Here is a 13,606-nt window from a genome sequence, read left to right as displayed (position 1 = left end):
GTAAGCATACATATTTCACTAGTAAATTTTAAATATGACTATTTAAAGACAGGAAAACTATGTCCGTCTGTAATTGAACTTCTAACTAAAAACAATCAAATCATGAACAAAAACATACAACGAATTTTAAGTGCTTGTGTCATATGGGCATTTATGATCATTCTTCAGGTGGGCACGGCGCAAGCTCAGGTTCAAATTCAGGCAGAGGCCGATGCATTTGTAAGAGCCGGCTCTCAGTCAGATAACAACTTCGGAACAAGAGACTACATGCAAGCTGCATCTGGAGAGGGAAGTAATCTGCATGAAATATACCTACGGTATGACCTGTCTCAAGATATTCCAGACCTTGAACTGGTCAAGTCTGCTAAATTGAATCTTGTTCCATTTGGTTCTAAATGGGGGGAAGACGGTAGTACACAGTGGGTATCTTATGTTCAGGACGATACTTGGGATGAAGCGACTATCACGTATAATACCGCACCTGGCTCAACCCAGGATTCTGTGGCGGCCGTTGTGACAACTTCTGCTGGAGGTGCTACATTGGAAACGATCCATACCATTGATGTTACAGATTTGGTAAAGGCAGAAAGTGATAAGAAACTTTCTATCAAAGTGAGTAGTAGTCTTTTAGCCGGAACATTTAAGGCTGAATACCACTCGAAAGAATATTCAGAAGGTGGTACGTATCTTGAAGTAGAACTCTATTCACCCAAAATTGCGTTTTCGGCAAGCAAACAATCTTTGAAGGCTGGTGGGTCAGTCACTTTCACTGATGAATCCCAATACTCACCAACAAGCTGGAAATGGACTTTTGAGGGTGGGTCTCCCGCTGAAAGTACAGATCAAAACCCAACCGTTACTTATGCTGCAGAAGGTAAATATGATGTGACACTTGAAGCGACCAATGCAGGGGGTACCAGTTCATTGACTCAATCAGGGTACATTGTTGTAGATGCTGAAGGTGTATCCACCATTAAGGTTTACGCTGCAGAGGATGCGCTTACGAGGACTGGCTCCAGAGGCGATGACAACTATGGTGATAAGGACTACCTGCAGTCAGCTTCCGGTGAAGGAAGTAACCTGCATGAGATATTCCTTAAATATGACCTATCCAAGGACATCTCTGATCTGTCTGCGATTAAATCAGCCACTTTGTACATGATCCCTTATGGTAATAAGTGGGGAGAAGAGGGCAGTACACAATGGGTTTCTTATATCCAGGATGACACCTGGTCTGAGGCCACCATTACAGGTAACACCAGACCGGCTTCTCTTGACTCTCTTTCCGGAGTTCAGACAACTTCTGCGGCAGGAGAAACATTGGAATCACCACATGCCATCGATATAACAGATGCAGTAAAAGGTGAGACAGACAAGATCCTTTCCCTGAAACTAAGCACTACGCTACAGGGCTCCACCTTCAAGGCTCAATACAATTCCAAAGAACATTCCAATGGTGGATCATATATTGAAATTGTGGTAGAACAACCCGAAGTTGTCCTGTCAAGTGAGTTGAAAGCCAACAAGATTAACGTATACCCAAATCCTAGTTCGGACAAGGTTACCATTGTTAACCCTGATCAGAAGATTGTAAAAGTGGTACTATACAACATTACCGGTAAAATGGTAAGAGCGCAGGATGTGCCGGCGGGAGCTTCGCTGGTAGAGATTTCCCTCGAGGGACTTACTTCCGGTAACTACCTGATCGAAACATTCGATGTACAAGGACGCTCCAAAACGAGCAGAGTTATTAAGCAATAACAGAGTAAATAGTGATAAAGACCCATCACGTTGAAATCGTGGTGGGTCTTTTTTTAAGTACTCATGATAGTGGGTCGTATTCTATAATGGATTCAAATAAGTTGGAATGATCTTTAAGTCGAGTTACCTATTCTTAGTAGTCTGTCTGCTCTTTGGGGGATGTCAACAGCATACCAGCCAAACGGAGCGGCCCAATATTGTCTTGGTAATGGTAGATGATATGGGCTATTCTGATATTGGATGTTTTGGAGGTGAGATTCACACGCCTAACATTGACCAACTAGCAGCTTCAGGCATGAAGTTCACAAATTTTTATAATAACGGCATCTGTGTTCCTTCCAGAACCTCTCTGCTGACGGGGGTGTATCCTCAAAAAGCAGGAATATATACCAACAGACCTGGTAAGTACCAAAACAGCATCACCTTTGCAGAAGCCCTAAAACCCGCAGGGTATCGAACACTGATGGTGGGTAAATGGCACGCTGATGAAACCCCGTTTCAACGCGGTTTTGATCGGCATTTTGGATTGACTGACGGGGCAGCCAATCATTTCAATCCGGGCCCCGGTAGACTCAATGAACCCGAGCCGGGCCGCAAGCTTACTACCGTTCCCCGGGGCTATCCCAGACGGTGGGCCATTGATGATCAGGAATATCTGCCATACGAAACCGTGAAGCCAAATTTCTACTCCACAGATACCTTCACGGATTATGCTTTGAGCTATTTAGAGGAATACAAAAACGAGCCAGATCCTTTCCTCCTATACATCGCCTATACGGCACCACACTATCCTCTGCAAGCCTGGCCTGAGGATATTGAGAAATACAAAACACGGTATAAATCAGGTTGGGATTCACTTCGCCAGGAGCGGTTTGAAAGATTGAAAGCCTTAAATTTAGTAGAAGATCATCTGGTCTTGGGCGATCGGGACGAAGAGGTAGAGCCCTGGGAGCAAGTGGAAGATAAGGATGAGTGGGTTTCTAAAATGGCTGTATACGCGGCGATGATCGATCGGGTAGACCAAAACGTGGGAAGGGTACTGGACAAGCTCGAGGCCCTGGGTGAAAGAGAAAACACCCTCATTATCTTCCTGTCTGACAATGGGGGCTGTGCTGAGGATGCCAACTATACACCAGATATAGCACCTGGTCCTGTGGAGTCTTACCGCTCAGTAGGGGCTGGCTGGGCCAACGCCAGCAATACACCCTACAGGAGATTTAAAAGATGGAACCATGAAGGAGGGATCAAAACTCCACTAATTGTCAACTGGCCGGGTGTGGTCGCATCCGGAAGTACAACTGATCGGGTCGGTCATTTAATTGATTTTATGCCTACTTTTTTAGAACTGGCCAACGCCCAATATCCTGACCAATTCAATGAGAAACCCATTCTGCCTATTGACGGTAAGAGTCTGGTTCCAGTCCTCAAAGGAGCCCCTGATTCTGGACATGAGCTTCTTTTCTGGCAGAGTAACCCCAAGGAGCATCGTGCAGTCCGGCAGGGCAATTGGAAGCTGGTATCTCAGGGAGATGAGTTCGAAACTGAGCTTTACGATCTGGCTTCTGATCCGTTGGAGCAGTCCAATTTGGCCTTGCAAAACCCGCAGAAGTTGAAGGAATTGGATTCCCTGTTTCAATCATGGGCCAGTCAGGTCAACATTGGTGATCAGGAATACATAGAGTATTGAATACCATTGATACTGATAGGGTTACGTCAGTAATTTGAATTTTTAAACTGTTTTTTGAGTAGAAATGTGACTTCACGCTCTCTTTAAGTCAAACAAATCATTGACAACCAAAGTGAATAATCAACCCGAAATTGGAAAAATGAAGTGGATGGTCCTTGCAAGCTTATTGTACGCAGCACTTTTTGGCTGTACGGCTGACTCCAGTCCAGTCATTCGGTTGATCAATCAGGACAATGTGGAGAAAACGGGAGCGATTGTCTATTTGGATAAAAACGACATTGGTTTAATTCAAGGCAATTTGAGAATCACCAGCAGCAATTATGAAATCCCCGCTCAGCAGATAGACACTGACGGTGATGGCGACTGGGATCAGGTATTGCTTCTATGTGATTTTGAACCTAAAGAAGTAAAGGCCCTCGAGATAGCAGCCGATAAAGCTGACAACCAAATCAGCGCAGAGCCCTATACAAACATTTCATTCTCAGTGAAGGCTCAGGACAGGTTTGCTGGTTCTAAAATCACGGAAATCGTGAGGAAAAGAGGGGCTACTCAGCGGATCAGTGACCCATTCTTTCAGCTGGAAGGCCCGGGAATAGAAAACGATAAAGTAGCCTTTCGTACTTTCTTTGATCCCCGCAATGGCAAAGACATATATGGGAAGACCACAGACCAAATGATCCTCGATCGTGCAGGAATCGGGAGTAGCTGGCATCAACTATCGGATTGGGGAATGGATATCCTTCGGGTGGGTCAATCCCTTGGAGCTGGGGGCTTAGGCGTGATAGAAGAAGGCACACTATACCGTCTGGGAGATGCAGATGAAATCACCTACCAGGAGCTTTACAGTGGAGACCTGGAATCATCCCATCGATTGGAATTCAAAGGATGGGACTCAGGAAGCAGGAAAATTGATGGCTCCGAGCGGCTGACACTTACCAAGGGAAAATACTACTACAGAAACGACATTGGCATAAGTGATACCACGCTCACCCTAGCGGTAGGAATACCAAGCTTTAAAAGTGACTCTGTCACCTTTCGGAAACATAATGATCTATTTTCATCCATATCCACCTACGAAAATCAGGCAGACGGGACGGACTCAAAACTAGGACTAGCCGTACTGTTTTCCAGTGATCAGTATGTGGATCATGGATCCACTGATACCACGGGAACCGTATCGGATACACATTATGTGGCCCTGAAAGGCCAACCTGAGACCAGGATTTATTTTTTCGCTTGTTGGGAGCTGAGTGATGTCTATTTTTCGAAGCGTTCAAACTTTGAAGAATACCTGCAGAAAGAGGCGGATAAGCTTTCCAACACAATACAAATCATCAAAAAGTAATGGATAGAAGAGAATTTACAAATCTTATTATGCTGAGTGGTGTAGGGAGTATGGTACTTGCCCCGGGAATGGCATCTGCGGGTGCCAAACTATTTGAAAAGTCCGATGGTGGCTTCCCTGACAACCTTCCTGATAACCTGAGGAAAATGGTAGAGAATACGCTGGCCAAACCTTATAGCGAAATCACCACCAATTGGGACGGATCTATTCAAATTGAAGGTCTCCTGCGTTTTGCTAAAAGAGGTCATGAAGCATCATTTACCTATGCCAAAGAATGGTTTGAATACAGGTTGAAAACCGACAGCCAAATGACTGATGAGGAGTACTTCCAACAGTACATCACGAAGGCCAGAGCACGGATCAACCGAAGAGGGCCCCTGACTTTTTCAATTTACTCAGCCAATCTGGGAGTGGCTTTCCCTGTCTACGACTTATATAAGTTGACGAATAATCCCATAGCACGGACTGTGTGCCTTGATGTGGCCGATGCCATCCTGCATGAGTGCGCCCGGGATAGATATGGGATGGTGGCACACGATGATGGCAATTTCACACGATTTGCGATACCAGATACCACATATTGGGCTACGAGGGCCAATGCAATTGCGGGAAATCTAACGACTGGTGAATTGTCTGAGGTCTATTATAAGCAGGCGATTATTCAGTTGGACACAGGAATAGATATTTTCCTCGACAAAAAAACGGGTCTGGTGATCACCGGAATCTTTGATGATGTCATTGGCAAAACCTATTGGTGTCGTTCTCAGGGTTGGTTGTTGTGGTCTATTGTAGGCCTTCTCCGCAACCTGCCGAATACTCACCCCAGGTTTGAGTATTTCGCCAAGCAGGCTGAAACAATCGCTGATGCAGTACAGAAATATCAGGGAAAAAATGGCGGTCTTCACGTACTCGTGGACGATCCGACTTCTCCCGAAGAAGTGACCGGAATGGCCATGTGCCTGAGTGCAATGAAAGAATCAGTCCGAAACGGCTGGATCCCGGATCAGTATAGCGCGTTTTTCGAAAAGGGGTATGATTTTCTAAAGAAGAGTGTGGATGAAAATGGAAACATCACAAACGTATATACTGCCTGGGCCAAAACGGCGGAGGCAAAGGAGGTCAATAGAATGAATGAAAACTTTCGTGGGTTCGTGCCAGGCATTTTGATGGTGGCAGCGGACGAAATGACAAAATAATTTTAAAGCAATGAATGTAGCAGAACAAAAAAGAATACTAATTCCGAATTCGGACGTAGAGATATCACCTATTACTTATGGAGCTTTTGCCATTGGTGGCTGGTTCTGGGGGGGTGCCAGCAAATCAGATGGTATTGAAGCCATAGAAACAGCCATTGATCTGGGGATTACCTCCATTGACACGGCGCCTATCTACGGCATGGGCAGGAGTGAGGCCATCGTTGGAGAGGCCATTAGGCACCAAAGAGGCAATGTTCAAATTCTCACCAAATTCGGTATGCGATGGGATTTGGAAAAAGGTGATTTTTTCATCGACTCTCAGGATAATGACGGAAACCCGGTGAAAATCTATAAATACAACGGTAAGGAAAGCATCATTGAAGAATGTGAAGCCAGTTTGAGGCGACTCAACACAGACTATATAGACCTCTATCAAATGCACTGGCCTGAGTCTGTCACACCTATTGATGAAGTGCTCGAAGCTTTGAGTGAGTTGAAAAAGTCCGGCAAGATCAGAGCAGCGGGCCTATGTAATTCCAACATAGAGCTCTTGCGAGCAGATTCGGATGGCATATTGTCCACAAATCAGGTAGCCTATAGCATGCTCAATAGAAGTATTGAGAAAGAACTGGTGCCTTATTGTGTAGAAACCGAAATAGGCATCCTCTCACATACCATACTCCATAAGGGATTGCTCACAGGAAAAATTCGGCCCGGCCATCAGTTTGGCGAGGGAGACCATCGGGCTAAGAACCCAATGTTTAAGCCCGATAACCACCAAAAAATTGTCACTTTTCTGGATTCATTGAATCCCATTGCCAGGAAATGGGACTGTACCTTGAGTCAGCTCGTCATCAACTGGACCATGCAGCAACCGGGAATTACCTCAGTACTGGTGGGCGCGCGAGACAAGCATCAGATGAAGGACAACGCTCAGGCCTTGAATTTTATGCTGGATGAAGCCGATCTGCTGATTATCAATTCTCTATTGAATGATTTAATATTGGAAGTATGAAAAATAACAGCCTGAACACCCTCTTTCTTTATTTGGCAGTTGGATTCCTGATTGCAGCGATCATCATGTTTATGGCCGAAAGCCTGACCGCTGGAGCGCTGCTTTTAGCCGGATTTTGGCTGTCATTAGCTGTCGGCATCAGGAGATTTCCATCATTCGGCCAACTGGCATTCACCCTGCTCATATTTGCAGCCGTCACCTTATCCATGGGCTTTCCATCTGCCTTCACTCAGGTAGGATCACTCCAGTTAAAATCTCTGATCGTACCATTGCTCCAGGTGATCATGTTTGGTGTGGGCACCGCCATGAGCATTGGTGATTTCAGGGGTGTACTAAAGATGCCCAAAGGAGTGGGTGTGGGTTTGTTGTGTCAGTTTACCATTATGCCTCTCGTGGGGTTTTCCATCGCTTATCTATTTGGGTTTCCCAATGAAATCGCAGCGGGCATTGTTTTGGTGGGTTCATCACCAAGTGGACTCGCTTCGAACGTGATGGCACACATCGCCAAGGCCAATCTGGCATTGTCTATTACCCTGACCTCCGTGGCTACGGTACTGGCTCCATTGGCGACTCCTTTTTTAATGAGTCAGTTGGGTGGAGAGTTCGTACCTGTGGATGTGAGCGCCATGATGATGAGTGTAGTGAAGATGGTGCTTCTCCCGGTAGGCCTGGGACTCGTTTTCAATCATTTCTTTCATGGGAAATTTACCTGGCTGGATAGACTCATGCCCAAGGTCTCCATGGCGGGTATTGTTTTCATTATCGTAATCATTACGGCCGCCGGACATGACAGCTTGCTCAACGTGGGCTTCCTGTTGATCCTGGCCATGTTCATTCATATGACTTGTGGATATTTCCTAGGGTATTGGGGTGCTCGTTTGTTCAAAATGCCAGAGAATGACTGCAGGACAATCGCAATAGAAGTTGGTATGCAAAATGGAGGTCTTGCTTCGGGAATAGCAGCATCTATGGGCAAAATCAGCACCCTGGGACTGGCAGCAGCTGTCAATGGCCCCATCATGAATATCACGGGATCTATGCTCGCTACCTGGTGGAGCAGAAAAATGCCCGAAACACAACCTGAAACCTTCACCAAAATGGAGACAGTATGATTACCTTATCTGAAGCCTCACTACTAGTGAAGGAGGCCATGAAAATAGCAGCAGAATGGAATGTGCAACTATCCATTGCCGTGTGTGATGATCACGGGGAGTTGGTGGCGTTTTCCAGAATGGACGGAGTGGGCCTGCAAACCGGACCACTGGCCATCGCCAAGGCATATACTGCTGCCAGAATGCGAAAATCAACGCTACTTCTTGGTGAATGGGCGATTGAGAACGGTAAGGACATTTCACATTGGGTAGATCCCAAGATCACCGGACTAGGTGGGGGACTTCCCATTGTCAGAAACAATAAAGTAATAGGAGGAATGGGGGTAAGTGGATTATCCCCTCAGCAGGATGAAGAAGTGGTGTCGCTTTCTACCAAAGTAATGAGCGAACACGCATGATATAAAAGTAAACACATCAATCGGAAAGGCGGTGGGTGAGCCCGGTTTTGGTAAAGGCTTGTCGCAAAATCTGAACACCTCACCATATTGCCTTTCCGCTATGATGTTCTTCCAAATGGTCTTTGACCACCTGGAATTTAAAACTTTCTGCTACCGGGCCAGACTATCCGCCGCTTCACCCAGCTTTTTGTCCAGGGTCCAAAGTCCAAGGTCATTGCGAAGGGCTGCCGCCAGAATATAGCAGTCAATCAATCCAATCCCGTGGGCATAAAACTTATGTTCATTCGAAAGATTTCCTGCATGAATGAATAAATCAGTCTCATCCACTGCAGGCAGGTTTTCCCAAAGGGTGACAACCAGTTCTCTTTCCCTTTTGTTCTTTACACCCTGCAAAAGCTCTCCAAAGACCGCACTTACGGCATATATTTCCTTCCTTTTCAAATAGGATTTCAGGATGGCCGTGAGATCCGGATCTGAGTTTCTGAGGAAAGAAATCCAAACCGAGGTATCCACCAAAATCATCTGTTTCTGTTCAGGTTGCGGATACCATAGGCTGCCATGTCTTCATTGAATACAAAAGGCTCTTTCTCAACTTCATCAATGACTTTATCGATGTTCTTGTTTCGGAGATACTCTTTGAGCGCAATGGTGATGCTATCGGTGATGTTTCTGCCACCGGTAGCTTCTTTGATTTTATCAATCAAATCGTCTTCTATGAGTGCTGTGACCTTCATGATCGTATAGTTTATCGTACAAAATACGATAAACCATACGATTTCTCAAAGCATTTCTTCATTTTTCACTTCACCTCACTCAGTCCTTAAAAGGACTCAGATCAAGGGCTTCCATTTGCTCTTTATATTGAGCCCAATTAGCGGCCAGGTAATCATCCGTCTTTTGGTTAGCCACCTCCATCACCGACTTGAATTTCGCCACCATGGCCTTTTCTGTCCTTGTGGGTACATGCAGACCGTTGGACAGGTAGAAGTAAGCTGTTCCGTAATAACTGTCGACATTGTCCGTCTGATCTGCGGTGATTCCCTGTCGGTCATCTTCCTTACCGAGGTACAGATCCAGCAGGCTGTTCAGGGTATCCTTTGTTTCCTTCGAGCGCTTGAGTTCAGCTTCAAAAGCCTTTTCATTCTTGGCTTTCATGCGTTTGGTTAATTCATCAATGATCGTCAGCTTCTCTTTGATCTGCTCCACGCGACCGAGGGCCAGTTCTTTCTCCGATTCCAACGCTTTGAGGGCTTCATACCTTGCCTGGAGTGCTTCCATAGAAACGTCCATTCTGGGGTCAAACTTCACCTCCACCTGAGTTTCGGATGATTCTCCCGCATAGGACAGGCGTAGTTTGTAAGTTCCCGGCATCACATCCACGCCTCCGGGTTCACGTTTGTTATCCAGCTCTTTGCGGGTGAGGCTATTCACGCCTTTTTCATCGAGTCTCCAGTACATTCTGTTCACTCCATTCTTTTCAGGCACCTTTTGCTTAATGGTTCTGATCAGGTTGCCGTCCAGGGTAAACACCTCTAAGGTTAATGAATCAAGTCCTTTCTTCTCATCTTCCTCTTTGGATTTTTCTTTTTCGTCATCATCCTTTTTTGGGACATTGATCACGTAAGAGAGCATGGCACCGCTCTTCCTGTTTTCACCATTGAACATAGCATCGGCCCCAAATCGGGTACCTGTGGGTTGTTGCCAAATGGCATTGTAAGCGGTAGGTGGTTCAAAAAGATGAATCGGCTTACTCAGTATGCTGATACCTGCGGATGCCAGTGCACGCAATGGACGTATGTCATCGATGACGTATGCAGCACGACCAAAAGTCCCAATCACCAAGTCATGTTCACGTGGATGAATCACCATATCCATGGTATTCACGGTAGGGTAGTCATTGGTCCATTTCGTCCATGTATTAGCTGCATCAATGGAGATATAGAGCCCGTCATCAGTCCCCAGAAACATCAGTTTTGGCTCTACAGGATCCTGAATGATCGATAGCGCATAGCCAGTCACGTCATTCTCATCCACTATTCTTTCCCAGGTTTTACCATAGTTGGTGGTGTGATAGGCATATGGCTTGAAATCAAAGTTTCGGTAGTTGTTGGCAATCACAAAAGCCTCACCTGCATTTTTATTAGACACCTGTATTTGAGGTATCCAGACATTTACAGGAAGGTTTTTAATGTTTTGAGACACTTTCGTCCAGGTCTTTCCTCCGTCTCGGGTCAACTGGATATTTCCGTCATCAGTACTTACCCAGAGCACGTCCTTTTCCAATACGCTAGGAGTAATGGCTAATATGGTACAATAATTTTCTGCTCCGGTGGCATCCATCGTAAGCCCACCGCTCTCGTCCTGCTTTTGCTTACTCTTATCGTTGGTGGTAAGATCCGGGGAAATGATGTCCCAGGTTTGACCTTTGTCAGTGCTTTTGTGTACAAACTGGCTACCAAAGTAGAGGGTCTTGCTGTCAAAAGGATCCTGACCAATGGCTGCATTCCAGTTGAATCGAAGCTTCACATCCAATTCGGGTGCATGGGGTTTCACATATTCGAAATGGCCGGTTTTCAAGTCATATCGACCTACCCAGCCTTCCTGGGCCATAGAGAACCCATATCGGTTATCGTCCGGATCAGGTACCACGTCAAAGCCGTCACCAAAGGAAACTTCCTGCCAGTAGCTGTTTCTGATGCCCTGGTCTTTCCATACATAAGCAGGGCCGGCCCATGAGCCATTGTCCTGCATGCCTCCGTAAACATTGTATGGAAAATCATTGTCTACCGAAATGTGGTAAAACTGTGCCACCGGTAGATTCTGAACAAACCGCCAGGTCGTGCCCCGGTCTCTGGAGATATTCAGCCCCCCATCATTTCCCTCGATGATATAATTGGGATCAGAGGGGTGAATCCACCAGGCATGGTGATCAGGATGTACACCTCGTGTGGTGTTGTAGGCGGGCATCAGCTGATCAAAAGACCGGCCACCATCAGTACTTACGTTGATGTAGGTATAGACCGTATAGAGCCTGTTTTCATTCACCGGATCTACGAAAATGTCTGCATAGTAGAAAGGTCGGTTACCAATCTCGCTCTTATCATTTACTTTGGTCCATTTGAAACCTCCATCTTCTGATTTGTAAAGCGCGTTCTTTTTAGACTCTACCAGGGCATACACGATTTTGGGATTGCTGGGAGCAATGGCCAGCCCCATACGCCCAAGATCACCTTTGGGCAACCCATCTTCATCGGTTCTCTTTACCCAGTTTTCGCCACCATCATGAGTCACATACAAGCCTGACCCTGGCCCTCCCGAAGTGAAAAACCAGGGCTGTCGGTAATGCTCCCACATGGCCACCATGAGCTTGTTGGGGTTGGAAGGATCCATCACCAGGTCTGCGGCTCCGGTCTTATCGTTCACGTAGAGGATTTTTTTCCAGGTTTTGCCACCATCCGTGGTTTTGAATACTCCGCGCTCTGGATGGATACCCCAGGGGGAGCCAATGGCCCCTACATACACGGTATTTGGGTTTTGTGGGTCGATGATGATTCGATGAATATTTCGGGTTTTGTCCAGACCAGACTTAATCCAGTTCTTGCCTCCGTCAAGGCTCTTATAAATCCCGTCTCCACCATTCAGTGAATTTCTTGGATTGCCTTCACCTGTACCTACCCAAATCACTGAAGGATTAGACTGTTGAATGGCCACGGCACCTATAGACGCTGTGGTCTGTTTGTCAAAGATGGGCTCCCAGGCGGTACCACCACTTTCTGACTTCCAGAGACCCCCTGATGCGGTACCTGCATAGATCACCTCAGGCCGACTATTCACCACGTCAATGGCGGTGACACGTCCGGCCATGCCAGCCGGCCCTATACTCCTTGGTTGTATCCCTTTGAGTAACTCCATGTCCACCTTTTGGGAATATATCAGCAAGGGAAGGGTGATTAGGAGGTAAGTAAAATATCTTTTCATAGTTGTTTAATTTGGAAGCGATAAACCTACGCAAAAAAGTCAAAGTCCTTGCCCGGGTATTACTTGATCGGGTGATTTTTGATGCGAATGAAATGACATGACAGGACAATAATTACTCCAAATGCCTCAACGCTGACATTTGAAAAGTCACTTTTGGCGAGCGACTCCCTAAATTTATCTCATGAGGTACCGTGAAATGTATTTACTCTGCCTACTTTCCCTTGCATCATGCATAGGCACAGACTTTATAGATGATCCAAAGGATGCCGCCATTCTCACTGAGGTGACCAGTATCAGCTTGAAAGTGGGAGAGACTGTTCAGATAGAGGCCACCTATTATTACAATATGTGGGTGGCAAAAGAAGATGCTGAGCTCATCTGGCAAAGCAATGACCGGAGTGTGGCTTCGGTAGATCAAAGTGGAAAAGTGACTGCTGTAGGAAAAGGCCAGACTAAAATTCAGATCAGCTATGCCAATGAAGAAACCGTAACGGTGGATGTAACTGTAGTAGAAAACACAGACGATGTGGCCCGGGTGCAAATCACAGCGCCAGGGAGCTCTCTGATGATCAATGAAACGATCCAACTCACTGCCAGGGCATTTACCATGGATGATGTGGAAGTCACAGACAAACCAGTGATCTGGACTTCTTCCAATGAAACCCTCGCTACAGTGAATAGCTCAGGACTGGTCACTGCCCATGCCAATGGCATTGTATCCATCACGGCGGAGATAGAAGACGTAAAAAGTCCACCTTTTCAGCTTATGATTGGCACGCAGGCTCGTTCAGGTGTTTTTGAAGGGAGCGGGAGCTATAAGGCAGTGGGTACTGTCACACTGTTTATTGACGATAATGACCAGTTGATTCTTACTTTCAGTGCAGACTTTGAGACGAGCTTTGCACTGGGAACTTTCGTGTACCTGGCCAACTCTACCAGCGGCACAGTGGTGCGCTCACAGGGTCTGGAAATCGCAGAGGTAACTACCAATGGCGCCAAGACCTATAACGTGAGTCTGGTAAACTCCAGCGTGGGACTGAATGACTATAACTATGTGATTCTTCTCTGTAAGCCCGCCAGCATCACTTTCGGATCCGCAGCACTCAACTAGCAC

General features: G+C 46.3%; 11 protein-coding genes. 8 read left to right on the top strand and 3 right to left on the bottom strand.

Features of this window, described 5'->3' with window-relative positions; translation table 11 throughout:
- The first annotated feature begins 102 nt into the window (after positions 1–102).
- From GV030_RS03485 to GV030_RS03455, 7 genes are all read left to right on the top strand, one after another.
- Complete coding sequence (locus GV030_RS03485; protein ID WP_159579845.1) at positions 103–1,761, top strand: DNRLRE domain-containing protein; 1,659 nt, start codon at positions 103–105, stop codon at positions 1,759–1,761.
- Between the two features lie 106 nt (positions 1,762–1,867).
- Positions 1,868–3,448 carry an arylsulfatase gene (locus tag GV030_RS03480; RefSeq protein WP_159579843.1) on the top strand — a complete coding sequence of 527 codons (1,581 nt, stop codon included), beginning with the start codon at positions 1,868–1,870 and terminating at the stop codon, positions 3,446–3,448.
- Positions 3,449–3,587: 139 nt separating this feature from the next.
- Complete coding sequence (locus GV030_RS03475; RefSeq protein ID WP_159579841.1) at positions 3,588–4,793, top strand: DUF4861 family protein; 1,206 nt, start codon at positions 3,588–3,590, stop codon at positions 4,791–4,793.
- Entirely contained in the window at positions 4,793–5,989 is a 1,197-nt protein-coding gene (locus tag GV030_RS03470; RefSeq protein WP_159579839.1) for a glycoside hydrolase family 88 protein, read from the top strand. Before GV030_RS03475 ends, GV030_RS03470 begins: the two co-directional genes overlap by 1 nt.
- Before the next feature lie 10 nt (positions 5,990–5,999).
- Positions 6,000–7,004, top strand: coding sequence for an aldo/keto reductase (locus GV030_RS03465; RefSeq protein WP_159579837.1), 1,005 nt, complete (start codon positions 6,000–6,002; stop codon positions 7,002–7,004).
- Positions 7,001–8,116 (top strand): bile acid:sodium symporter family protein, encoded by a 1,116-nt coding sequence (locus tag GV030_RS03460; protein ID WP_159579835.1) that lies wholly within the window; start codon positions 7,001–7,003, stop codon positions 8,114–8,116. The genes GV030_RS03465 and GV030_RS03460 overlap by 4 nt, the downstream gene beginning before the upstream one ends.
- A complete protein-coding gene (locus GV030_RS03455; RefSeq protein WP_159579833.1) occupies positions 8,113–8,514 on the top strand; it encodes a heme-binding protein in 402 nt (133 codons plus the stop codon). The genes GV030_RS03460 and GV030_RS03455 overlap by 4 nt, the downstream gene beginning before the upstream one ends.
- Positions 8,515–8,664: 150 nt before the next feature.
- Here the strand turns inward: GV030_RS03455 and GV030_RS03450 are convergent, their stop codons facing one another.
- The 3 genes from GV030_RS03450 to GV030_RS03440 form a co-directional block, all read right to left on the bottom strand.
- Complete coding sequence (locus GV030_RS03450) at positions 8,665–9,036, bottom strand: PIN domain-containing protein (RefSeq protein ID WP_159579831.1); 372 nt, start codon at positions 9,034–9,036, stop codon at positions 8,665–8,667.
- A complete protein-coding gene (locus GV030_RS03445; RefSeq protein ID WP_159579829.1) occupies positions 9,033–9,248 on the bottom strand; it encodes a DUF2191 domain-containing protein in 216 nt (71 codons plus the stop codon). Before GV030_RS03445 ends, GV030_RS03450 begins: the two co-directional genes overlap by 4 nt.
- 79 nt (positions 9,249–9,327) lie before the next feature.
- Positions 9,328–12,492, bottom strand: a complete 3,165-nt coding sequence (locus GV030_RS03440) for a hypothetical protein (RefSeq protein ID WP_255465048.1) — start codon at positions 12,490–12,492, stop codon at positions 9,328–9,330.
- Between the two features lie 181 nt (positions 12,493–12,673).
- On the opposite strand from GV030_RS03440, the gene GV030_RS03435 reads away from it, so the two are divergent.
- Positions 12,674–13,603, top strand: a complete 930-nt coding sequence (locus GV030_RS03435) for an Ig-like domain-containing protein (RefSeq protein ID WP_159579827.1) — start codon at positions 12,674–12,676, stop codon at positions 13,601–13,603.
- The last annotated feature ends 3 nt before the right edge of the window (positions 13,604–13,606 follow it).

Origin of the sequence: Marinoscillum sp. 108 (assembly GCF_902506655.1) — a bacterium.
GTDB lineage: Bacteria > Bacteroidota > Bacteroidia > Cytophagales > Cyclobacteriaceae > Marinoscillum > Marinoscillum luteum.
Note: the sequence above shows the minus strand (reverse complement) of the source record. Positions and strands in the feature narration are given on the sequence as shown.

Coding starts and splice junctions, on each gene's coding strand:
- GV030_RS03460 (WP_159579835.1), top strand. CDS start 7,001: ATGAAAAATAACAGCCTGAACACCCTCTTTCTTTATTTGGCAGTTGGA.
- GV030_RS03455 (WP_159579833.1), top strand. CDS start 8,113: ATGATTACCTTATCTGAAGCCTCACTACTAGTGAAGGAGGCCATGAAA.
- GV030_RS03480 (WP_159579843.1), top strand. CDS start 1,868: ATGATCTTTAAGTCGAGTTACCTATTCTTAGTAGTCTGTCTGCTCTTT.
- GV030_RS03450 (WP_159579831.1), bottom strand. CDS start 9,036: ATGATTTTGGTGGATACCTCGGTTTGGATTTCTTTCCTCAGAAACTCA.
- GV030_RS03445 (WP_159579829.1), bottom strand. CDS start 9,248: ATGAAGGTCACAGCACTCATAGAAGACGATTTGATTGATAAAATCAAA.
- GV030_RS03465 (WP_159579837.1), top strand. CDS start 6,000: ATGAATGTAGCAGAACAAAAAAGAATACTAATTCCGAATTCGGACGTA.
- GV030_RS03475 (WP_159579841.1), top strand. CDS start 3,588: ATGAAGTGGATGGTCCTTGCAAGCTTATTGTACGCAGCACTTTTTGGC.
- GV030_RS03485 (WP_159579845.1), top strand. CDS start 103: ATGAACAAAAACATACAACGAATTTTAAGTGCTTGTGTCATATGGGCA.
- GV030_RS03470 (WP_159579839.1), top strand. CDS start 4,793: ATGGATAGAAGAGAATTTACAAATCTTATTATGCTGAGTGGTGTAGGG.
- GV030_RS03440 (WP_255465048.1), bottom strand. CDS start 12,492: ATGAAAAGATATTTTACTTACCTCCTAATCACCCTTCCCTTGCTGATA.
- GV030_RS03435 (WP_159579827.1), top strand. CDS start 12,674: ATGAGGTACCGTGAAATGTATTTACTCTGCCTACTTTCCCTTGCATCA.